Source organism: Allobosea sp. P2_B12 (assembly GCF_056404835.1).
This window is the reverse complement of the sequence record NZ_JBFUDG010000004.1, coordinates 131,579-154,398: the sequence shown is the minus strand read 5'-3', so window position 1 is coordinate 154,398 and position 22,820 is coordinate 131,579. Positions and strand designations below refer to the sequence as shown.

The window sequence follows — 22,820 nt, the reverse complement described above, 5'->3', positions numbered from 1 at the left end:
ATGGTTCGCGTACTGCTCTATCTCGCCGTTTTCGCCGCGCTCGCCGTCGGTGCCGTCTGGCTCGCCGACCGGCCGGGTGAGGTCTCGGTGGTCTGGCAGGGCTGGCGGATCGACACGAGCGTCGCCATCGCCGCCATCGGCGTGGTCGTGCTCGCCATGCTGGCGATGCTCGCCTGGGGGCTGGTGCGTTTCGTCTTCGGCTTGCCGACCGCCTTCAGCTTCGCCTCGCGCGCCAGGCGCCGGGCGCGCGGTTTTGAGGCCGTCTCGCGCGGCATGGTCGCGATCGGCGCGGGCGATCCGATCGCCGCCGGGCGCCACGCCGTTGATGCGCGCCGCTTCGCCGGCGACGAGCCGCTGACGCTGCTGCTGGAGGCGCAGGCCGCCCAGCTCTCGGGCGACCGCGGGCGAGCGGAAGCCGCCTTCAAGACCATGCTCGACAAGCCGGAGACGCGCGTGCTCGGCCTGCGCGGGCTGTTCGTCGAAGCCAAGCGCCGCGGCGACATGGCGGCCGCGCGGGCTTTTGCCGACGACGCCGTGCGGCGCTCGCCCTCGCTCGCCTGGGCCAATGACGCGCTGCTCGATTTCCACACCAGCGCCGGGGACTGGCAGGCGGCCCGCACCGCCGTCGAGCGCCGCGCGGCGCTGCGCCTCGCCGACAAGGCCGATGCCAGGCGCCAGCGCGCGGTGCTGCTCGCCGCCGAGGCGCTGGAGGCGCGCGGCAGCGAGCCGGAGAAGGCGCTGGCTGCGGCGCTGGAGGCGACCAAGCTCGCGCCCGGCCTGACGCCGGCTGCTGCTCTTGCCGGCCGGATGCTGGCCGAGCGCGGTGATGTCCGCAAGGCGGTCAAGCTGCTGGAGGCTGCCTGGAAGGAGGTCTCGCATCCCGATATCGCCGCCGCCTATCTCGATGTCCGTCCTGGCGACAGTGCGCAGGACCGGCTGGCGCGGGCGACGACGCTGGCGAAGCTGCGACCCTCCGATCCCGAAGGCGTGCTCGCGCTGGCGGGCGCGGCGATCCATGCATGCGACTTCCAGAAGGCCCGCGAGGCGCTGAAGCCGCTGCTCGCAGGCGGCGCCTCGGTGCGCGTCTGCCTCTTGATGGCGGAGCTCGAGGAGGCCGAGTACGGAGCGGCGGGCCGCGTCCGCGAATGGCTCTCACGAGCGACGCGCGCACCGCGAGACGCAGCCTGGGTTGCCGATGGGCTGGTTTCCGACAGCTGGATGCCGGTCTCGCCGATTTCGGGCCGGCTCGACGCCTTCGTCTGGACAGTGCCGCCGGCGACGCTCGGCAGCCATGCGCCGGGGCTCGACGACGTGCTCGCCGATATCGACGATTCGACGCCGCTGATCGAGGCAAGAGCCGAGCCGGTCGAGCCCGAGCCCATCGTCACGGTCGCGCCGCCGCCACCGCCGCCTTCTCCGCCTGCACCCGCCACGGTGGTGGAACAGCCGAAGCAAGAGGTACAGGCTCCCGCGCCGCCGGCGGAGCCAGCGCCGGTCGCCCCGCCCGTGCCTGCGCCAGCCGCCGAGGCAAAGCCGGAGCCGAAGAAGGCTGCGGAACCCGTCGCGGCGGCTGCGCTCGACGGGCGCCTCAAGCCGGTGATCTTCCCGGTCGCACATGCACCCGATGATCCGGGTCCCGACGAGGCGCCCCCAGCCGACGACAAGAAGGGCAAGTTCCGGTTGTTCGGCTGAAGGGCTCTGCTCTGACGCGAAAAGGCGTGCGGCTTGAGGCTGCCCGGCCTATAGCGTGCGTCATGACATCCGAAACGAACCTCGAAGCGGTGCCGACGGGCTCCGGCGCCACCCTGCATGTCGCAGCCGAACAGGCCGGCGAACGCCTCGACAAGGCGCTCGCCATGCTGGCGAGCGAGATTTCGCGGGCGCGGCTGCAGCAGGTCATCAAGGATGGCGGCGTGCGCCTCAACGGCGTCGTCGCGACCGATGGCAAGCGCAAGGTGGTCGAGGGCGACGAGATCGCGCTGGTCATTCCCGCTGCCCGCCCGCCCGATCCGGTGGGGCAGGATATCCCGCTCGATGTCGTCTATGAGGATGATTATCTCATCGTCATCGACAAGCCGGCCGGGCTCGTGGTCCATCCCGCCGGCGGGCATGAGGACGGCACGCTGGTCAATGCGCTGATCGCCCATTGCGGCGAGAGCCTGTCGGGCATCGGCGGGGTCCGCCGGCCCGGCATCGTGCACCGGCTCGACAAGGATACCAGCGGGCTGCTCGTCGTCGCCAAGACCGACAAGGCGCATCAGGGCCTGGCCAAGCAGTTCGCCGACCATGGCCGGACCGGGCCGCTGCAGCGGGCCTATCTCGCCATCGTCTGGGGCTTTCCGCGCCGCCCGCATGGCACGATCACGACCCAGATCGAGCGCTCGAACAAGAACCGCGAGAAGATGATGGTCGTCGGCGAGGATCGCGGGCGCGAGGCGATCACGCATTTCACCGTGGTCGAGCGCTACCCGCCATTGCTGAAGGGCAATGAGGAGACCGAGCCGCTGGCGAGCCTGGTCGAATGCCGGCTGGAGACCGGGCGCACCCACCAGATCCGCGTGCATATGAGCCATCTCGGCCACCCGCTGCTGGGCGACGCGCTCTACGGCTCTGGCTTCGCCACCAAGGCGAGCCGCCTGCCCGGGGCGGCGCAGGACGCCTTGACCGGCCTCGGACGCCAGGCACTGCATGCCGCCGTGCTCGGCTTCGAGCATCCGGTCACCGGCGAGGAATTGCTGTTTGAATCGCAGCCGCCGGCCGAGTTTGCAAATCTGCAAGCTGCGCTCGCGAGGCTGTGAGCCGATCTGGCCTGCCTGCCCACTTTCCGCCAATCTGTCTTGGGATATAATGCGTGTCGGATGCGGATGGCCAAGGGGGCGCCGCAAATGACCGGCCCGCCCCGAACCCGCGAAGGGTTCCCGCGTTGGGTTACGATCATGACATCCGAACCTGCGCGAAGGTTGATCGCGCGGTGGGTTTGCCGCGAAGCGGGGGCCCGACAAGGAGAACCAGCATGGCGAGTGCCTCGCTGCCCGTCCTGTCCGCAGAGGGCGGACTTTCACGTTATCTCGACGAGATTCGCAAGTTCCCGATGCTGGAACCGAATCAGGAATTCATGCTGGCCAAACGCTGGCGCGAGCATGGCGACCGCGACGCGGCGCATAAGCTCGTCACGTCGCATCTGCGGCTGGTCGCCAAGATCGCCATGGGCTATCGCGGCTACGGCCTGCCGATCGGCGAGGTCGTCTCGGAAGGCAATGTCGGCCTGATGCAGGCGGTCAAGCGCTTCGAGCCCGACAAGGGCTTCCGGCTCGCGACCTATGCGATGTGGTGGATCAAGGCCTCGATCCAGGAATACATCCTACGCTCCTGGTCGCTTGTGAAGATGGGCACCACCGCCAATCAGAAGAAGCTGTTCTTCAACCTGCGCAAGGCCAAGAGCAAGATTTCGGCGCTGGGCGAGGGCGATCTGCGCCCCGAGCAGGTCAAGACCATCGCCACCAAGCTCGGCGTCAACGAGCAGGACGTGATCGACATGAACCGCCGCCTCGGCGGCGACGCATCGCTCAACACGCCGCTACGCGAGGATGGCGAGGGCGAATGGCAGGACTGGCTCGTCGACGATAGCGAGAGCCAGGAGCGCCGCCTCGCCGATTCCGAAGAGGCCGACAACCGCCATTCGGCGCTGCGGGAGGCGCTGGACGTGCTGAACCCGCGCGAGCGGCGGATCTTCGAGGCGCGCCGCCTGGCCGACGACCCGATCACGCTGGAGCAGCTCTCCGAGGAGTTCGGGGTGTCGCGCGAACGCGTTCGCCAGATCGAGGTGCGTGCCTTCGAGAAGGTGCAGGACGCTGTCAAGAAGGCGCTGACGCGGATCGAATCGCCGCGGGCGGCTTTGCCTGCGGCCTGACACGTTCGGCTCTGCAATCGAGATTCAGGGGCGCGGTTTCCGCGCCCCTTTTCGTTGGTCAGTACAGCGCCGGCAGCGGCTGGAGTGGCAGGCGGATCGGGCCGAGATAGACGCGGCCCTCGCGCAGCACCACGGGCGGCAGCGCGGTGAGGCCGGGTGCCGCGCCGGGCAATTGCGCGCTCAAGCGCCCACCGAGCAGGCCGCCGAGGCCGGCCGCGATGCCGCCGATGGGCACGCCGGCGATCTGGCGGATGCCTGCCAGCGAAGCCTGGATCTGGCCGGCCGGACGGTGGGTCTGGTCGATCAGGAACTGGCCGGTCGCCTCGATGCGGGCCGGGCCCTTGATCGAGACCAGCCTGATGAGCTCGATCTGGCCGGCCGCATTGCGCCAGGCTTCGAGCGCATCCGGGTTGAGGCCGATTTTAAAGGCCTCGGCCTGTGTCAGCGTCGCCTGGATGTCGACGTCGCCGGGTTCGGCTGTGCCCATCAGCGCGTCGAGCGCGGGCAGGACCGAGCCCTTGGCGGCGATGGCGAGATCGACAGCCTGATCGGTCGCCGGGCGGGTCGGGTTGCGGCGCAGATGCGCCTCCAGGGAGGTCGCCCGCCAGCTTTCGGGGCTGAGGCCCGGTGCGGTCAGACTGGCGCTGGGGCCGGCAACCACCAGAGAAAGCCGTTCGGGGTCGCCGGCATTATGGGTCAGGCTGGCCTCGAGCCGCGTCCAGGCGAGGTCGAGCTTGCGGCCCTCGGGCAGCGTCGCCTGCAATGGGCCGGTGATCTGGGCGATGACAAGGTTGGGCGTGTAGATCTGCCCGACGGCCAGCGCCGGGCCGGTCTGGACGCGCACCGTCTCGCCCCAGCGAGCCGATGACAGCGCCAGCGTGCCGCAGCGCAATTCGACGCGGAAGGGGAAGCCGCTGACACTGCGGTCGGTACAGTCCCAACTGCGGCCGAGCCCGGCTTCCTTGGCCAGCGCCGTATCGACGGCGTCGATGACGCGGCCGCGCACGACAAACCAGAAACCAGTCCAGGCGGCGGCTGCCAGAGCGAGCGCGATGAAGGGGGAATAGAGCCAGGCGCGGCTGCTGCGGCGACTGGGAGCGGTATCGGTCATGCGGTGGCGGTCCATTGCGCTGATGCAGGGAGATTGTTAGCTCCCGCTTGGGACGGACGCCAGCCGACCGTCGCGGGCAGCACCTGATATCAAGCAGGCCGGCAGGGCCAAATTATGGGACGCGCCAGGGATGAAGCAGGCAACGACATCCGATTTCGGCGCATCGGAGATCTGGGTCTTCGGCTATGGCTCGCTGATCTGGCGGCCCGGCTTTGCCTTTGAGGAGAGCGTGCCGGCGCGGCTGCACGGTTATCACCGCTCGCTGTGCATCTTCTCGCATGTCCATCGCGGCACGCCGGAGCGGCCCGGCCTGGTGCTCGGCCTCGATCGCGGCGGCGTCTGCCGGGGGCTCGCCTTTCGCGTCGCGGCGGAGCGAGCGCAGGAGACGGTGGATTATCTACGCGCCCGCGAGCAGGCGACGGCAGTCTATCTCGAACGCCACATGTCGGTGCGTCTGGAGGATGGTCGCAACGTCAAGGCGCTGGTCTATGTCGCCGACCGCCGGCACCTGCAATATGCCGGGCGTCTGCCGCGCGAGCAGCAGCTCGAACTGGTGCGCCATGGCCGGGGCAGTTCAGGCGAGAATCCCGACTATGTCCTGCTGACCGACGAGTCTCTGCGCAAGATGGGCATCTTCGACCCGGTTCTGGCCGGGCTCGCCCATGCGCTGGCGCCGGGCGCCGCTCCTCGCCCGAAGCTTTAAGGGCTCAAACCTCGGGCATCAGGTCGAGCAGCGCGGCGCGGCGGCTGATGCCGTCCTCGGCCAGGAGATGGACGTGGATCTCGCTGGCGCCGGCCAGCGCGACCGCCTGCTGCCAGCGGGTCAGCGCCGCCTCGATGCCGAAGGGGCCGCTGTCGCGGGCCGCCAGGATGCGCCGGTCGGCGGAGACCGCCAACAGGACCGCATCGGTGAAGCCGAGGGCGTGCCCGTCGCCGATCGCGAAGATTGAGGCGACATAGCGCTGGCCGGAGCGGCCGCGCCAGGCGGTGAAGCGGCGCTCGCCGAGGCCGGCCGTGCTGCGCATCGGCATCTCGCGGGCCGTCGGCGCTTCATCATGCTCGGCAAAAAGGTCCTCCGCGAAACGGCCCTGGGAGATCGGCGCCTGGGCGAAGAGATCGTTCTGGCGCCCGTCGGTGCGGCGCAGGTCGTGGTGGCGATAAGCGAGGGCAGCCATATCGTTCCTCCTTTGTTCTGAAAACAAAATGAGAACGAACGCGCTTCAAGTCAAGGTCTGTGAGCGACGGGGATCAGGCCTGCTGCCGTGGCGTGTCAGCAGTGTCGGCCAGCGGGTCCAGCCCGAGCCGGGCCAGTTCGGCGCGGCCCTGCATCAGCAGCCGCTCGCTGGTGGTCTCGATACGCTCCTGCAGCAGGGTCTGGAATACGGCCTTGCTCAGTCCGGGCGCGATTGGCGGCAGGATCTCGAGCCGGATCGTGCCGGGCCGGCGCAGGAATTTGCGGCGCGGCCAATAGAGGCCGGAATTCAGCGCGATCGGCACACAGGGCAGGTTCAGCTCGGCATAGAGATGGGCGACGCCGAACTTGTAGGCGGGCTCCGCGCCGGCCGGCCGGCGCGTGCCCTCCGGAAAGATCAGGAGCTGGCGGTGGTTGTCGCGAAGCTCGATCTTGGCGCGGCGCGTGACCTGGGCGAGCGCGCGCGCCTTGCCGCCGCGATCGACAGGGATCATCCTGAACTTGTAGAGGCACCAGCCGAAGAACGGGATCCAGGTCAGTTCGCGCTTCAGGATGAAGATCGGGTCCTTGAAGAGCATCATCAGCACGAAGGTTTCCCAGAAGGACTGGTGCTTCGCAGCGACGATGATGCCGCCCTGGGGAATGTTCTCGCGCCCGTTGATTTCGTATTTCGTCCCGGCGACGATCCGCATCAGCCAGAGCGCGGTCGTGGCCCAGCCGAACGTGACCGCGAGCAAAGCGCGGCGCGGCAGCAGCAGCGCGGGAAACGCCGCAAACACCAGCCAGAGGGCCAGGTTCACATAGAACAGGACGTTGAAGACGAGCGAGCGCAGGATCAGCATGGCGCGCAAAGACCTTGCCGCCCCGCTGCCGTCAAGCGCCGAGCGTGATGTCAGCCGTCCTGGCGGCCGTTTTTCAACTGGCTGCGTCTTTCCTGCTCGGGTCCCATGAGCTCGGCGGGCTTCTGCGAGATCGGCTTGCGGCCGCCGATGATGATCGAAAGCCGCGAGGTTTCGGGGTCGCTCTCGACCATGCCGCGCAGGCGGGCGGCGAGATATTTGCCGTATTCAGGCACCAGCACCTTGATGGTGCTCCAGCGGCTCCACCAGCCGCCGGTGTCGATCTGGTCGGTCACCACCGGATGCGGCACGAGGCGAATGCCGGGCATGGCGTGGGCGAACTCGGCGATGGTACGTGGCATGTGGTAGTTCGAGGTCACCACCAGCAGCGAGCGGAAGCCATGCCGGCGCAGCCAGCGACGCGCCTCGATGGCGTTGCCGATGGTGTTGCGGGCGCGATAGTCGAGATCGACGCAGCAGGCGAGGAGCTCGCGTGCCGAGGGGTTGAGCTTGGCCAGCTCCTCGCGGCCGGTCTTCTCGTTGACGCCCGATATCAGCAGGCGCGAACCCCGATCGGCGCCGAGCAGGCCGATGGCGTCGCCGACGCGTTGCGAGCCGCCGGTGACCACGACGATGGCATCGGTGCGGGGTACCGCGACCGGTTCGCGGCCGACGATGCCGGACCCGAAGCGGATATATCCGAGGCCGAGCACGACGATGATCGCGCAGCACAGGACCAGTGCGGTCCAGAGCAGGACGCGCCAGACGCGCGGGCGTATGGCCGGCGCCGAGGTGGCGGGCGCCGACGTCTTGCCGCGCGCGGCATAGGCCAGTGGCTCCTGCCTCGTTCCGATCATCGCCATGACATCCGCAACCTAGAGCGGCAATCTGGCATAAGGACGGCAGGGCGCGGAGCTGCCCTGCCACAAAGGTTAAGCCGCTGCGGACCGTGCCGAGGCATCATGCCGCCCCCCAGGCCAGCACCCGCAGATGGTGCCGGACGGTGAAGCGCGAGACGAGCCCCGAGATCGCCGCCACCACCATCGCCACCAGAACGACCGCGACATAGCCGGACCAGCCGATCTCGAAAGCCCCGAACATCGCCTGGAGCTGCTCGCCCTCCGGAGCCGCGCTCCAGCGCGAGGAGAGAAAGCCCAGCGCGGCGATGACGACGATCGCGGCAAGCCCGCCGATGGCCCCGCCCCTGAGGCCGAGCCTGACGAAGCGGCTCTGGAATTCGCGCGCGATGAAGGCATCGTCCGCGCCGACGAGATGTAGGACCTCAACGCTGTCGCGGCTGCCGGCCATGGCGCCGCGCGTGGCGAAGGCGACTGCCAGCGCCGCCGCTGCCAGCACCAGCAGCACGATGGCCGTGCCGGAGAGAATGATGGTGCTCGCCATGGTCGAGAGCCTGCGGACCCAGAGGCGGTGATCGTCGAGGATGGCGGTTGGAACCTCGCGCCGCAACGCCGCTCCCAAAGCAGCAAGATCTGGGCCGGAACCGGATCTGAGCCTGAGCACGATCAGCCGGGGCACCGGCAGCTCGATCAGATCGAGCCCGGTGCCGAGCCAGGGTTCGAGGAGCTTGTCCGATTCAGCCCTCGGCACGGCGCGCACGGATTCAATCCCTTGCGTGGCCTGGGCCATCGCCACGGCGCGGCCGATGTCGGCCTCGATATCGCGGCGCGAATCGGGCCGGATCTGGATCGTCATTTCGTTGGCGACCGCGCCGCGCCACTGCTCGGAGGCGCGGGCGGCGAGCACGGCGGCGCCGGCGCTGAGCGCGGCGAGAAAGGTCAGGATCGCGATCACCGCCATCAGCGCGCGGCCGGCGACCGAATCGACCGGGACCAGCGGCTGCTCGCGCCGCAGATTGCTCGGCAGCGCCCGCTCCTGCGGCTCGTACTCGCGGCTGCCTGATTCTGACGTCGACATGGAATCAGGAATCGACATGGAGATGGCCGTCGGCAAGGACGAGGCGCGGCGCGTCGTAGAGCTCCATCAGGCCGAGATCATGGGTCGCGATGATGACGGCGGTGCCGAGCGACTGCAGCTCCATGAACAGGCGCAGCAGGCGTCTGCCGAGGCCTGGATCGACATTGCCGGTCGGCTCGTCGGCGAGCAGCAGTTCGGGCCGGCCGATCAGGGCACGCGCGATCGCGGCGCGCTGCTTCTCGCCGCCCGACAGCACGGGCGGTACGGCATGCATGCGCTCGCCCAGGCCGACCCAGCGCAGGAGCTCGACGACCTCAGCGCGGTAGCTCGTCTCCTCCTTGCCGAGCACGCGCAGCGGCAGCGAGACGTTCTCGTAGACGGTCAGGTGATCGAGCAGGCGGAAATCCTGGAAGACCACGCCCATGCGGCGGCGAAAGGCCGTCAGCGTCGCGGCATCGAGCCGCGAGACGTCCTGCCCGAACAGGTTGACGAGGCCGCGCGTCGGCTTCAGCGCCATCAGGATCAGGCGCATCAGGGTCGTCTTGCCGGCGCCGGACGGCCCGGTGAGATACTGGAACGAGCGCGGCGCGATGCTGAAGTTGATGTCCTTCAGCACCTCGGGGCCCATGCCATATCGCAGGCCGACATTTTCGAACCGAACCAATCCCGATGTCCCTGCACGCGCCTCGCGAATCCGATCATCCGCGAATCTCAGTTACCGATCCTACACCGCTTGCGCGGCCGATCGGAAAGCCGCCGCGAAGCGGAGCATGGCGCAGAGTTCTTCACGCGGCGTTAACCATAAACCCCGCCAATGAAGCAGGTGTCCGCGGCAGTGGGCGCCGGGGCTTGAACCGGCTGCCAGCTCGGTGGAAGGCTCAAGCCAAGACGCCCGCCAAGACGCCCGCTCCCGCGGGTCCCGATTCGCCAGCCAAGGAGCCTCCGGCGACTGCCATGCTCATCGTCTGCCCATCCTGTGCCAGCCGATATGAACTCGATGTGGCCAAGCTCGGTCCCGACGGCCGCAAGGTGCGTTGCGCGAGCTGCCAGACCCTGTGGCATGTCATGCCCGAGGAATTTCCGGACGCTCCGACCGCCGAAGAGACGCAGGCGCTGCTGAACGAGGAGCTGGCGCAGGCCGCGGCGATCGAGGCGCAGGTCTCGGCCCTTGCGGCCGAGCAGGGCGACGACACCGAGATCAATCAGGCGCCACCGCCGCGCAAGCGCCGGACCAGCCGCCAAGCCTTTTCGAAGGGCGGCAAGGCCTTGCTCGGCAGCGCTACCGTTCCCGCCATGCTGGCGCTCGCCGGGTTCGCCCTGCTCGGACTTCTGGTCTGGCAGCGCGACCGCGCCGTGCGCAGCGCGCCGCAACTCGCCGCTGTCTTCGAGACGCTGGGGTTGCCGGTCAATGTCCGCGGCCTGAAGTTGAGCTCGATCGAGAGCGGCCTGATCGAGGACGGTGCCGGCCGCTTTCTCGTGGTCGAGGGCGACGTGACCAACATCGCCCGGGGCAATACGACGGTGCCGCCGATCGAGGTCGCAGTGAAGGATGCTGCGGGACAAACGCTCTACACCTGGAAGACCGATCCACCGCGCGCCGAACTGGAGCCATCCGAGCTGATGCGCTTCCGCGCGAGGCTCGCAGCGCCGCCCGCGACCGGCCAGACTGTGCTGGTGCGTTTTGCCGCCTCAGTGCCGGTCAGCGCCGCCAGCACGCATTGACGCATTGCGCCTGACGTCGCAGAAGCCGCTTTCCGTATGCGGGCCTATCCAGTTCCCGTCAGGCGCTCTAAATCTGCTGACAGGGCGAACCCGCCGATGAACCGCGCCATGCCCGCTGGCTCTCGCAAGCCGGGCGGCGGCGTGCCGCGAAAGGACGACGAGACCATGCCGGAGCCACGGCGCATCAGGGTGCTTTACGACGAGGACGCGATCGCGCGCCGCAACGCCGAGATGGCGCAGGCCATCGCGGAGACCGCGCCTGCCGACCTGCTCGTGGTCGCCGTGCTCAAGGGCAGCTTCATGTTCGTCGCCGATTTGATCCGCGCCATGCACCGGGTCGGCATGACGCCGCAGGTCGAATTCGTGCATCTGTCGAGCTATCGCGCCGCGACCGTGTCGTCCGGCCAGGTCGAAATCCTCAGAGACGTGCAGAGCGATGTGCGCGGACGCGAGGTCCTGCTCGTCGACGACATCCTTGAATCGGGCCGCACCCTGACCTTCGCCAAGGATCTGCTGGCGGCGCGCGGAGCCTCCAAGGTCTCCACGGTCGTGCTGCTCGAGAAGCCGGGCAAGCGGGCGGTGAACCTGACGCCGGACTATGTCGGCTTCGAATGCCCGGATTATTTCGTTGTCGGCTACGGCATGGACGTCGCGCATGCCTACCGGCAATTGCCCTTCGTCGGCGTTATCGAGACGGCCGACCAGGCCGGCCTGCCCGGGATCTGAGCCGATGTCGCGCATTCTGGTCGTCGATGACGAAGAACCCTTGCGAACGCTGGTGGCGCGTGGGCTGGCGCTGGACGGGCATAGCTGCCTGACGGCCGCCGATGGGGCCGAGGCGCTCGACATGCTGATCGCCGAGGGCGGCCGCTTCGACCTGCTGCTGACCGATATTCGCATGCCGCTGATGGACGGGATCGCGCTGGCGCTGGCCGCCAAGCAGGCCTTTCCGGACCTGACGATCATGCTGATGACGGGTTATGCCGAGCAGCGCGAACGCGCCCGCAGCCTCGAAGCGATCGTCTCCGAGGTGATGACCAAGCCCTTCACCATCGCCGATCTCAGGGAAACGGTGATGAAGGTGATTGAGCGCTCGATCGGCTGAGCCCAGGTGGCCGGCGTCAGCGGTTCAGCCACCAGATCGAGGCGTTGAGCAGGGTCGCGAACGAGACCCAGGCGAGATACGGCCAGAGTAGCCAGGCTGAAATTCGATCGATCCGGCCGAAGGCCGCGATCGTGGCGAGAATCATCGCCAGCAGCGGCAGGATGACGAGGATGCCGCCGAGCGGGTTGTTCAGCCCGAAGAAGACGCAGGACCAGAGCAGGTTGAGCGCGAGCTGGATGTGATAGGCGGCAAGGGTCCAGCGCTTGTCGAGCGGCTGCCTGAGGATGCGAAAGACGGCATAGGCCATCATTGCGAAAAGCGTCGTCCAGACCGGCGCGAAAATCCAGTTCGGCGGATTGAAGGGCGGTTTGGCGAGGCTCGCATACCAGCCGGGGATCTGCGGGACCGTGGCCGCGCTGCCCAGTAGCGATGCCGCGACGACGGGTAGAATTGCAATTGTCAGCGCCACCCAGAGCGAAGAGCGGCGTTCGGACGGCTGTTTCGGGAGTGTGTTCATGTTCTGAAGATGATGCCGGTGCGATTGGCCGGCAAGACTGGCAGGTGGTGCCTGCGTTGCGGGGCTCCGGACGAGAGGCCTTTCGGACATAGAACTTTTCCCGAGATCGGGGGACGACTTGAGTGCGCCGGCCTTGGGCAAACGGCTTAGTTGCGCCGTCCAGGGCGGACCACCGCGGTGGCGCGCACCCGGCCATTCTGCCCCGGCCCGACCACTTCGCGCATTGCGACATAGGTGTAGAAGGACGAAACGTTCGGGTCGTCGTGAAAGATCTCGCGGGCGAAGGCCGCATAGGCCTCCATGCTCTCGACCTGAAGTTGGAGGACGAAATCGGCGCCTCCGGTGACATAGGAGGCCTGCCGGATCTCGGGCCGCCCTCCGAGCTTGCGCGCGAATTCGTCGGCGAGCTGCGATCCCCGCACGAGCGAAACAAGCACATGGATCGTGACGGGTACGCCGAGCACCGCCGGGTTCACGATCGAGACATCGGCGGTGATGATCTTCTCCGCCCGCAACCGGCGCAGGCGTCGCAGCACCGCGCTCTGCGACAGTCCGACACGCTCCGCCAGGATGCGCGCGGGCGTCTGGTTGTCGCGCTGCATTTCCTCCAGCAGCGCATGATCGAAACGGTCGAGGATGGCGATTTTCGTCACGTTGATTTTCTCCGTGACGAAAATAGTCGTCTTCCGGTGAAAAACGCCAATTAAAACCGCTGCCTTTCGCTAGAGTGCTCGGGGCCGCTCGTGCAGGCGGGATGGCCGCATCCGGCGAGGACGATTTGGAGAGATCATGAGCAGCAAGAATTGGAGCCCGCGGAGCCTCGCCGCGCAGGCGATGGGCAAGATCGATCCGACGACCAAGGGCGTGGTGCCCCCGATCCATGTCTCGACGACCTATATCCGCGACGAGGACAACGGCTATTCCGGCGGCTTCATCTATGGCCGGCCCGACAACGAGACGACGCGCGAGGCCGAGAGCGTTCTCGCCATGCTGGAACAGGCGAAGGCCGGTGCGCTCCTGTTCGGCTCGGGGATGGCTGCGGCCACCGCCGTCTTCCAGGCGCTGTCGCCGGGCGACCATGTCGTTGCCTCCAAGGTGATGTACTGGGCGCTGCGTTCCTGGCTCCTGACGGAGGCGACGCGCTGGGGGCTGGTGATCGATTTCGTCGAGACCGACGATCTCGCAGCGCTTGCGGCTGCGATGAAGCCCGGCAAGACCAAGCTGGTCTGGGCCGAGACGCCGTCGAACCCGCTCTGGACGATCACCGATATCGCCGGCGCCGCCGAGATCGCCCACAAGGCCGGCGCGAAGCTCGCGGTCGATTCGACCTGCGCCTCGCCGGTGCATACGCGCCCGCTGCTGCTCGGCGCCGACATCGTCATGCATGCCGCGACCAAGGTGCTGAACGGCCATTCCGACGTGGTCGCCGGCGCGCTCTGCGCCCGCGAGGACGACGAGTTCTGGAACCGCATCAAGACCGTGCGCAAGGGGCAGGGCGGCATTCTCGGGCCGTTCGAGGCCTATCTGCTGATGCGCGGCATGCGCACGCTCCATGTCCGGCAGGAGCGCCAGAGCGCCTCGGCGATGACGCTGGCCGTGAGGCTCTCGGCCCATCCGCTGGTGGCCCGCGTGCTCTATCCCGGCCTGCCGCAGCATCCCGGCCACGACATTGCGGCGCGCCAGATGGAAGGCGGTTTCGGCTTCATGCTGTCGGTGCAGGTCGTCGGCGGCGAGGCGGCGGCGGTGAAGGCTGCGGCGCATGTCGAACTGTATAAGAGGGCGACCTCGCTGGGCGGCGTCGAAAGCCTGATCGAGCATCGGGCCTCGATCGAGGGCGCCGGCTCGCCCTGCCCGCCGGATTTGCTGCGGCTCTCGACCGGCATCGAGGATGTCGGGGATCTCTATGCCGATCTCGATCAGGCGCTGAAGGCGGGACACGCGTAACGAATCGAGGGAAGGCGCAGGGAACCCTCTCCCGTAGGGGGAGGGTAGGGGGCGAGGGGTAGGCCCCTAGCCGTCCAAGCGCCGAGGAAACTGCTGTCTTTCGGCGCGGCGAGGTCGCCGCGCTAGCTGCCAAGGGCCGACACCTCACCCCTACCCCTCTCCTTACAGGAAGGGGTTCCCGCGCCCACGGCAGACTCACATCCAGATCGTCTTCGCCACAGCCAGCAGCCGCGTGCGGTCCGCCAGCCCGGTGCGGCCGCCATTGATCAGCTTCGTCACCCGCGCGACGTCGTCGGCATCGGTGGCTGCGTTGATCTCGCGCTCGCGCCAATAGGCGAAGGCGATCGCCAGCGAGATCGCCGGTTCCATCGCGCGATCGGGGTCGGCTTCGAGATCGACGCCGATCAGCGCGCCGAAGCGACGGTAGTTGAAGCGGCCCGTCAGCTGGAAGATGCCGCGGCCATGATAGCGGGCGCCATCGCCCGGTGTGGTATTGCCGAGATCGCGGCGGCTGTCATAGCGCTTGAAATAGGTCGGGCCGCCATATTCTGTGAGCGTGCGGAAGCCGTCGCTCTCATGCGCCGCCTGGGCGAGGAAATGGCAGAGGCGCAGGCGCGTGGTGATGTCGTAGCGCGGAGCAAGCCGATCGAAGCTCTCCGCGATCGGCGCCATGATCGCGGGCTTGCCGGACGGCACCAGTCGCTTGAGGCGCGCTTCGGTTACGGCGAGCGGGCTTGGTGACGTGACGGGCGCTGCCGGCGCCCCGGTTCCGCGCATCGACATGGATGGCTCCTCCTGAAAAGGAGGCCATCATCGCGGCGGGCGGAGATGCGGGGATAAGCGCTGACGCCTGTCCCCGGTCTTTGGGCCGTTTCAGCCGCCGACGGCGGTGTATTGCGTCTCGATCGAGGAGGCGTGGGCCTCATGGTCGAAGCCGTAGATGTGGATCGAGATGGCGTCGCCGGTGCCGAGATTGCACATGCGGTGGATGTTGGGGCCCGAGGGCAGCATGCAGGCGACGTAGCCGGCCTGGCGCTCCTGCTCCTCGGTCGGAACGGCGCGGGTCGCGTCGATGGCGCGATACCAGGTCTCGGTGATCGCGCCGGTGACCATGCCGAAACAGCAGGAGCAGTGATGGTCGTGGATGCAGGTGGTCGCGCCTTCCGCCCAGACGATCGCCCAGACGCTCACGGCGTCGTTGCCGGCGAGAAGGTTGCGGGTGTAGGCGCCGGGCTTGCGCTTCAGCGGCAGGCGCTGGACGAGATCGGGCATCGCGACGAGTTCGCGCAGGACGCTGCGGGCGGCGGCGAGATAATCGCGCGAGAGCGTGCCCTCATGCGTCCGCAGGCTGCGCAGGACGGCGCCGCGCCGCTCCTCGTTCAAATAGCCCTGCATGCCATTCCCCGTCCCGATCATTCGACAGAACCAATGGTACAGGATGACGGCGAAAGCGGTTTGCGATCTCGCGGCGGAACCGGCGTGACGCGAAATCTGTTGCCAAGTTCGTCGAGAAAGTTAGAAAATTATCGCGCGCTTGCGTTGCCGTGCGCGTGATTGTTTTCGAATCGTGGGAGGCGTCATGGCCAAGCTCGACGCCTTCGATCTGCGTATCCTCGCCCGGCTGCAGGAGGATGCGAGCCTGCCGCTGGCGGAGCTGGCAGAGACGGTCGGGCTGTCGGCGACGCCGTGCTGGCGGCGGGTGCAGAAGCTCGAAGCGGCGGGTTATATCCGCAAGCGCGTCGCCCTGCTCGACCGGGCCAAGCTCCAGGCCGGCGTCACCGTGTTCATCGCGGTCAAGACGGCGCGCCACTCGATGGAGTGGCTCGAGCGCTTCCACGCCGCCGTGCATGATTTGCCGGAGATCGTCGATTTCTACCGGATGAGCGGCGAGATCGACTATCTGCTCAAGGCCTGCGTGTCGGACATCGCGGCCTATGACGCGCTCTACAAGAAGCTGATCTCGCGGATCGACCTCAACGACGTGACCTCGATGTTCGCGATGGAGGAGCTGAAGTCCACCACGGAAATCCCTCTGGGATTCGCGAGCGGGCAGGGCTGAGGGCAGACACGAAAAAGGGAGCGGCGAACCGCTCCCTTCCTCCCCCAGCCGGATACCGTCAGTTCAGAAGCGATAGGTGATGCCGGTGCCGATCAGCCAGGGGTCGATCTTGACCTTGCCGGAGATGAGGCCGTTGTTCACCTTCACCTTGGGCTCCAGGAAGATCTTCTTCACATCGAAGTTGATGCCCCAGTGTTCGTTGAGCATGTAGTCGAAGCCGACCTGCAGGGCGAGGCCGAAGGTGTTCTTCAGGTCGAAGCTGGTGAAGCCGCCCTTGGCCTTCTCGTTGAAGAAGACGGTGTAGTTCACGCCGGCGCCGACATAAGGCTTGAAGGCGCCGAGACCGGTGAAGTGGTACTGCAGCATCAGGGTCGGCGGCAGCAGCCAGGCAGAACCGATGCGGGCGCCTGCGAGCGTGCCGGCGCCCTTCACATTATGCGGGGTCACGCCGAGGACGAGCTCGACGGCAATGTTCTGGGTGAAGAAGTAGCTGATGTCGAGTTCGGGGACGACGGAGTTCGAAATGTTCACGTCGCCGCCGACGATCGGCGCGCCGCCGAGCTTGAGCTTGGCGCTCTCCTGCGGGATGACGAAGAGGGCGCGGCCGCGGATCATCCACGGGCTCCACTGGGTCATGATCGGCGCAAGCGGCGCCGTCTTGGCAGACGGCAGGTCGGCGGCCTGTGCTGGCGTCAGGGCCGTGCCGGCAAGCAGCGCGGCGCAGACGGAAAGACGGATGGTGCGTGACATGGCGGAGCCCCCAAGGATCGAGAGCGCGATGCGCGAGGGCGCGCCCGCAGCTCATGTCCTCAACAGCCGCAATCGCGTCCGCACTGATTTGATCGAGATCAAACGTGACGGAGCCGGGGCCGACCTGTGCCATTCACGTCACAGTCGAATCGCCCCGCTCAGGCCTTGGCGACCTTCTGGTAGTCCTTGATGTCGGAGAAGGTGACCTCCGGTGCGCGCTCGGCGTCGTATTTTAGCGTAAACTGGCTGGAGGCCATGAAGACCGGGTCGCCGTCGAGGTCGTCGGCCATCGATGAGGGTTTGAGCCCGACGAATTTCTGCAAGGCGAGCTTGTCGTCGCTCGAGACCCAGCGCGCGATCGAGAACTGGCAGGGCTCGAAATCGACGGGGAGCGAATATTCGACGTCCATGCGCTCCTTGAGCACGTCGAGCTGCAGTGCGCCGACGACGCCGACGATGGCGGGCGCGCCGTCATGGGGCAGGAAGATCTGGACGACGCCTTCCTCGGCCATCTGCTGCAGCGCCTCGCGCAGTTTCTTGGCCTTCATCGCGTCCTTCAATTTGACGCGGCGCAGGATTTCCGGCGCGAAGCTCGGCACGCCCTTGAAGACGACGTCCTCGCCCTCTGTCAGCGTATCGCCGATGCGAAGCGTGCCGTGGTTGGGCAGGCCGACGATGTCGCCGGCAAAGGCTTCCTCGGCGATCGAGCGGTCGCGGGCGAAGAAGAACTGCGGCGCGTTCAGCGGCATCGGCTTGCCGGTGCGCACCAGCTTGGCCTTCATGCCGCGCGAAAGCTTGCCCGAGCAGACGCGCATGAAGGCGATGCGGTCGCGGTGGTTGGGGTCCATGTTCGCCTGGATCTTGAAGACGAAGCCGGTCATCTTCGGCTCGCCGGCCTCGATCGTGCGCTTGTCGGCGGTCTGGGCGCGCGGACTGGGCGCGAGGGCGCCCAGCGCATCGATCAGGTCGCGCACGCCGTAGTCGCGCAAGGCCGCGCCGAAATAGAGCGGCGTCAGATGACCCTCGCGGAAGGATTGCAGGTCGAAGGGCTTCAGCCCCTCGGCGGCGAGGAAGACCTCCTCGCGCCAGGTCTCGGCCGCGCCATGGGGGAGAAGTTCGTCGAAGAGCTTGTCATCGGGGCCGGAGACGGCGAGATCCTGCGCGCTCTCGTCGCCCTTCTGGTTGCGGCGGAAGGTATTGGCGCGGAGATCATAGGTGCCGACGAATTCGCGCCCGCGCCCGACCGGCCAGGTCATCGGCGCGACGTCGAGCGCCAGCGTCGTTTCGATCTCGTTGATCAGGTCGAACAGGTCGCGGGTCTCGCGGTCGACCTTGTTGATGAAGGTGACGATGGGGATGTCTCTGAGCCGGCAGACCTCGAAGAGCTTCTTGGTGCGCGCCTCGATGCCTTTGGCCGCGTCGATCACCATCACGGCCGAATCGACCGCCGTCAGGGTGCGGTAGGTGTCCTCGGAGAAGTCCTCGTGGCCCGGCGTGTCCAACAGGTTGAAGACGTGGCCGCCATATTCGAAGGTCATCACGGAGGTGACGACCGAGATGCCGCGCTGGCGCTCGATCTTCATCCAGTCGGACGAGGTCTGGCGGCGGCCGGCCTTGGCGCGCACTTCGCCGGCGAGCTGAATCGCGCCGCCGAAATAGAGCAGCTTCTCGGTCAGCGTGGTCTTGCCGGCGTCGGGATGCGAGATGATCGCGAAGGTGCGGCGGCGCGCATGCGGGGCGGCGGTCGCCGCGGACGCGTCGAGGGTCTGGCTGTCGGTCATGTCGGTGTGGGAGGTCATGGCGGTTGTGAGAACAGGATGAGGCCGGCGAAGTCAATCAGCCTGCCGGAATGCCCGGCAATTACGGCGGATTAATCATTCTCGTTCATCTTGCCGCTTGCAGGTTGCCTTGCGCGCCGGCCTTACGAGCGAAAGACAGCTTCCAGCGATGGCCGCCCTGCGCAGGATTTCCAGCCAGATCTTTGCCAGCGTGGCGTTCCTGGCGCTCGCTGCGGTCTTCACGATTCTCATCGGCGTCGAAACGCTCGGCCGCTACGCGGCGATGACCGACGAGATGCAGTCGGCCTCACGGCGCGTCCTGATGGCGGAGCGGCTGAATGGCACCGTCAACGCGGTGGTGATGGAGGCGCGCGGCATCTATATGAGCCGCGACCCCGCCGAGACGGAGGGGTTCGCCAGGAGACTGATGGACGACCTGGCGGATGTGCGCGAAATCCTCGAAATCTGGCGGCCGCTGGTCCCTGCCGATGAGACTGCGGCCTTCACGGCGATGGCGGAACAGGTCGAGGACTTCATTCGCTTCCGCCGGGAAACCGTGCGCCTGGCGCGCGAAGTCGGGCCGCAAGCCGCTGCCGAGCAGGGCAACAACGAGACGAATCGCAACAACCGCCGGGCTCTCGGTGAATCGCTGAAACAGATCGCCGCGAGCAACGACGTGGGCAGTCATGTCATCGACGGTCGCCTGGACAAGCTCCAGCAGGCCAGCGCTCGCCAGCAGCTCGTCGGCGGCCTCGCCACGATGACCATCGGCCTCGCGATCACGCTCCTGATCGTGCATCGACGCGTGCTGAAGCCGCTGCGCCAGCTCTCGAACACCATGCGCCGCCTTGCGCAGGGCGAAGCCGTGGACATGATCGCCGCTGCTACGCGTTCCGACGAAATCGGCGACATGGCGCGGTCGGTGGAGGTCTTCCGGGACAATGCGCGGGCGCGCGAGGCGCTCGAAGCCGACAAAGGCGCAGCCGAGTCGGCCCGGGCGCAACGCCAGGCCAGGCGAGAGCGGTTGATCGCCGATTTCAACGACAGGATCGATTCCGTCCTCCAAACGGTTCGCGCCAGCGCAAGCGAGATGGAGCAGACGGCGCGCAGCCTGAGCGGGGTCGCGACGACCGCGACGTCCCAGGCGAGCGAGGCGCGCGGAGCGGCTCTCGACGCCTCCGACAATGTCCGCGCCATTGCCGCCGCCTCGGAGGAGCTGTCTGAATCGATCGCTGACATCGCGGAACGAATCGGGGAGACCGACAGCGTCGTCAGGACCGCTGCAAGCGATGCGATTCGAGCCAGCGGCAACGTCGCCAATCTCTCGGAAGCAGCGAGCCGAATTGCCAAGGTCGTCGGCCTCATCCGCGACATCGCGGCGCAGACCAACCTGCTCGCGCTCAATGCGACGATCGAGGCCGCGCGTGCGGGCGAGGCCGGGCGCGGCTTCGCCGTGGTCGCTAGCGAGGTCAAGCTGCTGGCGAGCCGGACAGCCCAGGCGACCGACGAGATCGCGGACCGGATCGCCGCCTTCGAGAGCGAGACGCAAGCGGCCGTGGTGGCGATCGAGACGATCGCCAGCGTCATGGGCAACGTCGCCCAGCACACGGTCGCCATCGCAGGCGCGACCGCCCAGCAGATGGTGGCGACCTCCGAGATCGCCAGCGGCGCCCAGTCGACCGCCTTCGGCACAGCCAGCGTCGCGCAGCAGATGGAGGATGTGACCTCGACATCGCGGGCGGCGATGCAGTCGGCGAACCAGGCCCTGTCGACCGCCGAGAACCTGGCGCGCGAGGCTCAGGTGCTGCGCGCCGCAGTGGGGACCTTTTTCGCCGATATGAAGGCGGCCTAGAGCCTCAGTTCTTGAGTCTGTAGCCGGTCCGGAAGATCCAGGCGACGGCGGCGATGCAGCCGGCGAGGAAGACCAGCGTCATGCCGAGGCTGACGGCGACGCCGACATCGGCCTTGCCGAAGAAGCTCCAGCGGAAGCCGCTGATCAGGTAGACGACCGGGTTGAACAGCGCGACCGTGCGCCATAGCGGCGGCAACATCTCGATCGAGTAGAACGAGCCGCCGAGGAAGGCGAGCGGCGTCACCACCAGCAGCGGGATGACCTGCAGCTTCTCGAAGCCGTCGGCCCAGATGCCGATGATGAAGCCGAACAGGCTGAATGTGATGGCCGTCAGCACCAGGAACATCAGCATGAAGCCGGGATGCTCGATCCGCAGCGGCACGAAGAAGGTCGCCGTCAGCAGGATGATCAGGCCGAGCACGATCGATTTGGTCGCGGCCGCGCCGACATAGCCGATCACCACCTCCCACCAGGCGACGGGCGCGGAGAGCAATTCGTAGATCGTGCCGGTGAATTTCGGGAAATAGATCGCGAAGGAGGCATTGGCGATGCTCTGGGTCAGCAGCGTCAGCATGATCAGGCCCGGCACGATGAAGGCGCCGTACTGAACATCGTCGATCGCCTGCATGCGCGAGCCGATGGCCGCGCCGAAGACGACGAAGTAGAGCGAGGTCGAGAGTACCGGCGAGACCACGCTCTGCAACGGCGTGCGCAGTGTGCGGGCCATCTCGAAGCGGTAGATCGCCGCGATCGCCGGCCAGTTGATGCCGGGCGGGCTCGTATCGAGCGTTTTCATGAGCGATCCCTCACCAGGCTGACGAAGATGTCCTCAAGCGAACTCTGGCTCGTGCGCAGGTCGCTGAAGCGGATGCCGGCCTCGCTAAGGGCCTGAAGCAAGGTGGTGATGCCGGTGCGCTCAGCCTTGGTGTCGTAGGTGTAGACGAGTTCCTCGCCACCGGTTGCCAGTGCCAGATCGAAGGTCGAGAGGGCGGGAGGAAGCTCTGCCAGGGGCGCCTGCAGGCTCAGCGTGAGCTGCTTGCGGCCGAGCTTGCGCATCAGCTCGACCTTGTCCTCGACCAGGATGATCTCGCCCTTGCTGATCACGCCGACCCGGTCGGCCATCTCCTCGGCCTCCTCGATGTAATGCGTGGTCAGGATGATGGTGACGCCGTTGTCGCGCAGGCGGCGCACCATCTGCCACATGTCCTGCCGCAGCTCGACATCGACGCCGGCGGTCGGCTCGTCCAAGAAGAGGATGCGCGGCTCATGCGCCAGCGCCTTGGCGATCATGACGCGGCGTTTCATGCCGCCCGAGAGCGTGCGGATCTGGCTGTCGCGCTTGTCCCAGAGCGAGAGGTCCTTGAGCACCTGCTCGACCAGTGCTGGGTCCTTGCGCTTGCCGAAGAGGCCGCGGCTGAAGCCGACGGTGGCCCGCACCGTCTCGAAGGCGTCGGTGGTGAGTTCCTGCGGCACCAGCCCGATCGCGGCGCGGGCGGCGCGGTAATCGGTGACGATGTCGTGGCCGTCGGCCCGCACCGTGCCGGTCGTCGGATTGACCAGCCCGCAGATGATGCTGATCAGCGTGGTCTTGCCGGCGCCGTTTGGGCCGAGCAGCGCGAAGATCTCCCCCTTGCGGATGTCGAGATCGACCGACTTCAGTGCCTGGAAGCCCGAGGCATAGGTCTTGGTGAGGCCGGACACCGAAATGATCGGCGAGGTCGTGCCTTGAGAGGTCGTGCCTTGAGAGGTCGTGATCTGAGGGGGCGTGGTCTGAGACATGGGCGGCATATAGGGCAGTTCCCGCGACGTTGCGATGGCAGACACGCGCAATCCTGCGATGCGCTGTCGTGCGATGGCAGGTTCTTGACCGCCTTTGCTGTCAGCCCGTGTCGGCAGCGCAGTGCGCCAAAACGAACATGGCCGGGACAAGCCCGGCCATGTCGACGATGCTGAGAAAGGGAAGGCTCAGCGCATGAAGAACCAAAGCAGAATGATGATCGGGATCGGAACGCCCAGAAGCCAGAGAGCAATCGAACGCATTGGTGCACCCCATTTTTCGGCATGTGACAAAGAGTGCCGTGGCAACGCGGCGCCGGCCGAAAAGGT

Annotated in this window: 24 protein-coding genes; 10 read left to right on the top strand and 14 right to left on the bottom strand. The window is 67.1% G+C overall.

Annotated features, from left to right (window positions below; genetic code table 11):
- From AC1DYU_RS12425 to rpoH, 3 genes are all read left to right on the top strand, one after another.
- Positions 1 to 1,692, top strand: coding sequence for a heme biosynthesis HemY N-terminal domain-containing protein (locus AC1DYU_RS12425; protein WP_476791896.1), 1,692 nt, complete (start codon positions 1 to 3; stop codon positions 1,690 to 1,692).
- A 62-nt stretch (positions 1,693 to 1,754) separates the two neighbouring features.
- The gene (locus AC1DYU_RS12420; protein ID WP_476791895.1) at positions 1,755 to 2,798 is read left to right on the top strand and encodes an RluA family pseudouridine synthase; all 1,044 of its coding nucleotides are present in this window, start codon (positions 1,755 to 1,757) and stop codon (positions 2,796 to 2,798) included.
- 215 nt (positions 2,799 to 3,013) lie between these two features.
- Positions 3,014 to 3,910: an RNA polymerase sigma factor RpoH gene (gene rpoH / locus AC1DYU_RS12415; protein WP_054142207.1), complete on the top strand. Its 897-nt coding sequence runs from the start codon at positions 3,014 to 3,016 to the stop codon at positions 3,908 to 3,910.
- A 58-nt stretch (positions 3,911 to 3,968) separates the two neighbouring features.
- Here rpoH and AC1DYU_RS12410 read toward each other — a convergent pair whose 3' ends face one another.
- Positions 3,969 to 5,021, bottom strand: a complete 1,053-nt coding sequence (locus tag AC1DYU_RS12410) for a DUF2125 domain-containing protein (RefSeq protein WP_476791894.1) — start codon at positions 5,019 to 5,021, stop codon at positions 3,969 to 3,971.
- A 130-nt stretch (positions 5,022 to 5,151) separates the two neighbouring features.
- Here AC1DYU_RS12410 and AC1DYU_RS12405 point away from each other — a divergent pair, with 130 nt between their 5' ends.
- Positions 5,152 to 5,724, top strand: coding sequence for a gamma-glutamylcyclotransferase (locus AC1DYU_RS12405; protein WP_158483478.1), 573 nt, complete (start codon positions 5,152 to 5,154; stop codon positions 5,722 to 5,724).
- 4 nt (positions 5,725 to 5,728) lie between these two features.
- Here the strand turns inward: AC1DYU_RS12405 and AC1DYU_RS12400 are convergent, their stop codons facing one another.
- The 5 genes from AC1DYU_RS12400 to ftsE all read right to left on the bottom strand — a co-directional run bounded on the left by AC1DYU_RS12400 (position 5,729) and on the right by ftsE (position 9,651).
- Complete coding sequence (locus AC1DYU_RS12400; RefSeq protein ID WP_158483477.1) at positions 5,729 to 6,196, bottom strand: hypothetical protein; 468 nt, start codon at positions 6,194 to 6,196, stop codon at positions 5,729 to 5,731.
- A 73-nt stretch (positions 6,197 to 6,269) separates the two neighbouring features.
- A complete protein-coding gene (locus AC1DYU_RS12395; protein ID WP_158483476.1) occupies positions 6,270 to 7,055 on the bottom strand; it encodes a lysophospholipid acyltransferase family protein in 786 nt (261 codons plus the stop codon).
- Between the two features lie 50 nt (positions 7,056 to 7,105).
- The gene (locus AC1DYU_RS12390; RefSeq protein WP_158483475.1) at positions 7,106 to 7,915 is read right to left on the bottom strand and encodes a YdcF family protein; all 810 of its coding nucleotides are present in this window, start codon (positions 7,913 to 7,915) and stop codon (positions 7,106 to 7,108) included.
- Between the two features lie 97 nt (positions 7,916 to 8,012).
- On the bottom strand, positions 8,013 to 8,987 hold the full coding sequence (locus tag AC1DYU_RS12385) for a cell division protein FtsX (protein WP_476791893.1): 975 nt from the start codon (positions 8,985 to 8,987) through the stop codon (positions 8,013 to 8,015).
- Between the two features lie 4 nt (positions 8,988 to 8,991).
- Positions 8,992 to 9,651 (bottom strand): cell division ATP-binding protein FtsE, encoded by a 660-nt coding sequence (gene ftsE, locus AC1DYU_RS12380; protein WP_158483473.1) that lies wholly within the window; start codon positions 9,649 to 9,651, stop codon positions 8,992 to 8,994.
- A gap of 290 nt (positions 9,652 to 9,941) precedes the next feature.
- Between ftsE and AC1DYU_RS12375 the strand changes: the two genes are divergently transcribed.
- The 3 genes from AC1DYU_RS12375 (at position 9,942) to AC1DYU_RS12365 (ending at position 11,814) form a co-directional block, all read left to right on the top strand.
- Positions 9,942 to 10,709, top strand: coding sequence for a DUF3426 domain-containing protein (locus AC1DYU_RS12375; protein ID WP_476791892.1), 768 nt, complete (start codon positions 9,942 to 9,944; stop codon positions 10,707 to 10,709).
- 165 nt (positions 10,710 to 10,874) lie between these two features.
- Positions 10,875 to 11,435, top strand: a complete 561-nt coding sequence (gene hpt, locus AC1DYU_RS12370) for a hypoxanthine phosphoribosyltransferase (RefSeq protein WP_158483573.1) — start codon at positions 10,875 to 10,877, stop codon at positions 11,433 to 11,435.
- Between the two features lie 4 nt (positions 11,436 to 11,439).
- Positions 11,440 to 11,814: a response regulator gene (locus tag AC1DYU_RS12365; protein ID WP_476791891.1), complete on the top strand. Its 375-nt coding sequence runs from the start codon at positions 11,440 to 11,442 to the stop codon at positions 11,812 to 11,814.
- 16 nt (positions 11,815 to 11,830) lie between these two features.
- On the opposite strand, the gene AC1DYU_RS12360 is transcribed toward AC1DYU_RS12365, so the two are convergent.
- Together AC1DYU_RS12360 and AC1DYU_RS12355 are read right to left on the bottom strand one after the other, a co-directional pair.
- Positions 11,831 to 12,331, bottom strand: a complete 501-nt coding sequence (locus AC1DYU_RS12360) for a TspO/MBR family protein (RefSeq protein WP_476791890.1) — start codon at positions 12,329 to 12,331, stop codon at positions 11,831 to 11,833.
- A 146-nt stretch (positions 12,332 to 12,477) separates the two neighbouring features.
- A complete protein-coding gene (locus tag AC1DYU_RS12355) occupies positions 12,478 to 12,984 on the bottom strand; it encodes an Lrp/AsnC family transcriptional regulator (RefSeq protein WP_476791889.1) in 507 nt (168 codons plus the stop codon).
- A gap of 136 nt (positions 12,985 to 13,120) precedes the next feature.
- On the opposite strand from AC1DYU_RS12355, the gene AC1DYU_RS12350 reads away from it, so the two are divergent.
- The gene (locus tag AC1DYU_RS12350; RefSeq protein ID WP_476791888.1) at positions 13,121 to 14,275 is read left to right on the top strand and encodes a trans-sulfuration enzyme family protein; all 1,155 of its coding nucleotides are present in this window, start codon (positions 13,121 to 13,123) and stop codon (positions 14,273 to 14,275) included.
- 195 nt (positions 14,276 to 14,470) lie between these two features.
- Here the strand turns inward: AC1DYU_RS12350 and AC1DYU_RS12345 are convergent, their stop codons facing one another.
- Both AC1DYU_RS12345 and AC1DYU_RS12340 read right to left on the bottom strand, forming a co-directional pair.
- Positions 14,471 to 15,058 (bottom strand): glycoside hydrolase family 19 protein, encoded by a 588-nt coding sequence (locus tag AC1DYU_RS12345; protein ID WP_476791887.1) that lies wholly within the window; start codon positions 15,056 to 15,058, stop codon positions 14,471 to 14,473.
- A 90-nt stretch (positions 15,059 to 15,148) separates the two neighbouring features.
- On the bottom strand, positions 15,149 to 15,670 hold the full coding sequence (locus AC1DYU_RS12340) for a cysteine dioxygenase (RefSeq protein ID WP_476791886.1): 522 nt from the start codon (positions 15,668 to 15,670) through the stop codon (positions 15,149 to 15,151).
- Between the two features lie 184 nt (positions 15,671 to 15,854).
- Between AC1DYU_RS12340 and AC1DYU_RS12335 the strand changes: the two genes are divergently transcribed.
- Complete coding sequence (locus AC1DYU_RS12335; RefSeq protein ID WP_476791885.1) at positions 15,855 to 16,334, top strand: Lrp/AsnC family transcriptional regulator; 480 nt, start codon at positions 15,855 to 15,857, stop codon at positions 16,332 to 16,334.
- Positions 16,335 to 16,397: 63 nt separating this feature from the next.
- Here the strand turns inward: AC1DYU_RS12335 and AC1DYU_RS12330 are convergent, their stop codons facing one another.
- A complete protein-coding gene (locus AC1DYU_RS12330) occupies positions 16,398 to 17,084 on the bottom strand; it encodes an OmpW/AlkL family protein (protein WP_476791884.1) in 687 nt (228 codons plus the stop codon).
- A gap of 158 nt (positions 17,085 to 17,242) precedes the next feature.
- On the bottom strand, positions 17,243 to 18,865 hold the full coding sequence (locus AC1DYU_RS12325; protein ID WP_476792100.1) for a peptide chain release factor 3: 1,623 nt from the start codon (positions 18,863 to 18,865) through the stop codon (positions 17,243 to 17,245).
- Between the two features lie 166 nt (positions 18,866 to 19,031).
- Between AC1DYU_RS12325 and AC1DYU_RS12320 the strand changes: the two genes are divergently transcribed.
- Positions 19,032 to 20,714 (top strand): methyl-accepting chemotaxis protein, encoded by a 1,683-nt coding sequence (locus AC1DYU_RS12320; protein WP_476791883.1) that lies wholly within the window; start codon positions 19,032 to 19,034, stop codon positions 20,712 to 20,714.
- A gap of 4 nt (positions 20,715 to 20,718) precedes the next feature.
- On the opposite strand, the gene AC1DYU_RS12315 is transcribed toward AC1DYU_RS12320, so the two are convergent.
- Together AC1DYU_RS12315 and AC1DYU_RS12310 are read right to left on the bottom strand one after the other, a co-directional pair.
- Positions 20,719 to 21,510, bottom strand: coding sequence for an ABC transporter permease (locus AC1DYU_RS12315; RefSeq protein ID WP_476791882.1), 792 nt, complete (start codon positions 21,508 to 21,510; stop codon positions 20,719 to 20,721).
- Complete coding sequence (locus AC1DYU_RS12310; RefSeq protein WP_476791881.1) at positions 21,507 to 22,538, bottom strand: ABC transporter ATP-binding protein; 1,032 nt, start codon at positions 22,536 to 22,538, stop codon at positions 21,507 to 21,509. The genes AC1DYU_RS12315 and AC1DYU_RS12310 overlap by 4 nt, the downstream gene beginning before the upstream one ends.
- Between the last annotated feature and the right edge of the window lie 282 nt (positions 22,539 to 22,820).

Bases quoted from the DNA above. Each gene is read 5' to 3' on its own strand.
- AC1DYU_RS12425 (WP_476791896.1), top strand. From the start codon at position 1: ATGGTTCGCGTACTGCTCTATCTCGCCGTTTTCGCCGCGCTCGCCGTC.
- AC1DYU_RS12420 (WP_476791895.1), top strand. From the start codon at position 1,755: ATGACATCCGAAACGAACCTCGAAGCGGTGCCGACGGGCTCCGGCGCC.
- rpoH (WP_054142207.1), top strand. From the start codon at position 3,014: ATGGCGAGTGCCTCGCTGCCCGTCCTGTCCGCAGAGGGCGGACTTTCA.
- AC1DYU_RS12410 (WP_476791894.1), bottom strand. From the start codon at position 5,021: ATGACCGATACCGCTCCCAGTCGCCGCAGCAGCCGCGCCTGGCTCTAT.
- AC1DYU_RS12405 (WP_158483478.1), top strand. From the start codon at position 5,152: ATGAAGCAGGCAACGACATCCGATTTCGGCGCATCGGAGATCTGGGTC.
- AC1DYU_RS12400 (WP_158483477.1), bottom strand. From the start codon at position 6,196: ATGGCTGCCCTCGCTTATCGCCACCACGACCTGCGCCGCACCGACGGG.
- AC1DYU_RS12395 (WP_158483476.1), bottom strand. From the start codon at position 7,055: ATGCTGATCCTGCGCTCGCTCGTCTTCAACGTCCTGTTCTATGTGAAC.
- AC1DYU_RS12390 (WP_158483475.1), bottom strand. From the start codon at position 7,915: ATGGCGATGATCGGAACGAGGCAGGAGCCACTGGCCTATGCCGCGCGC.
- AC1DYU_RS12385 (WP_476791893.1), bottom strand. From the start codon at position 8,987: ATGTCGACGTCAGAATCAGGCAGCCGCGAGTACGAGCCGCAGGAGCGG.
- AC1DYU_RS12375 (WP_476791892.1), top strand. From the start codon at position 9,942: ATGCTCATCGTCTGCCCATCCTGTGCCAGCCGATATGAACTCGATGTG.
- hpt (WP_158483573.1), top strand. From the start codon at position 10,875: ATGCCGGAGCCACGGCGCATCAGGGTGCTTTACGACGAGGACGCGATC.
- AC1DYU_RS12365 (WP_476791891.1), top strand. From the start codon at position 11,440: ATGTCGCGCATTCTGGTCGTCGATGACGAAGAACCCTTGCGAACGCTG.
- AC1DYU_RS12360 (WP_476791890.1), bottom strand. From the start codon at position 12,331: ATGAACACACTCCCGAAACAGCCGTCCGAACGCCGCTCTTCGCTCTGG.
- AC1DYU_RS12350 (WP_476791888.1), top strand. From the start codon at position 13,121: ATGAGCAGCAAGAATTGGAGCCCGCGGAGCCTCGCCGCGCAGGCGATG.
- AC1DYU_RS12345 (WP_476791887.1), bottom strand. From the start codon at position 15,058: ATGTCGATGCGCGGAACCGGGGCGCCGGCAGCGCCCGTCACGTCACCA.
- AC1DYU_RS12340 (WP_476791886.1), bottom strand. From the start codon at position 15,670: ATGCAGGGCTATTTGAACGAGGAGCGGCGCGGCGCCGTCCTGCGCAGC.
- AC1DYU_RS12335 (WP_476791885.1), top strand. From the start codon at position 15,855: ATGGCCAAGCTCGACGCCTTCGATCTGCGTATCCTCGCCCGGCTGCAG.
- AC1DYU_RS12330 (WP_476791884.1), bottom strand. From the start codon at position 17,084: ATGTCACGCACCATCCGTCTTTCCGTCTGCGCCGCGCTGCTTGCCGGC.
- AC1DYU_RS12325 (WP_476792100.1), bottom strand. From the start codon at position 18,865: ATGACCGACAGCCAGACCCTCGACGCGTCCGCGGCGACCGCCGCCCCG.
- AC1DYU_RS12320 (WP_476791883.1), top strand. From the start codon at position 19,032: ATGGCCGCCCTGCGCAGGATTTCCAGCCAGATCTTTGCCAGCGTGGCG.
- AC1DYU_RS12315 (WP_476791882.1), bottom strand. From the start codon at position 21,510: ATGAAAACGCTCGATACGAGCCCGCCCGGCATCAACTGGCCGGCGATC.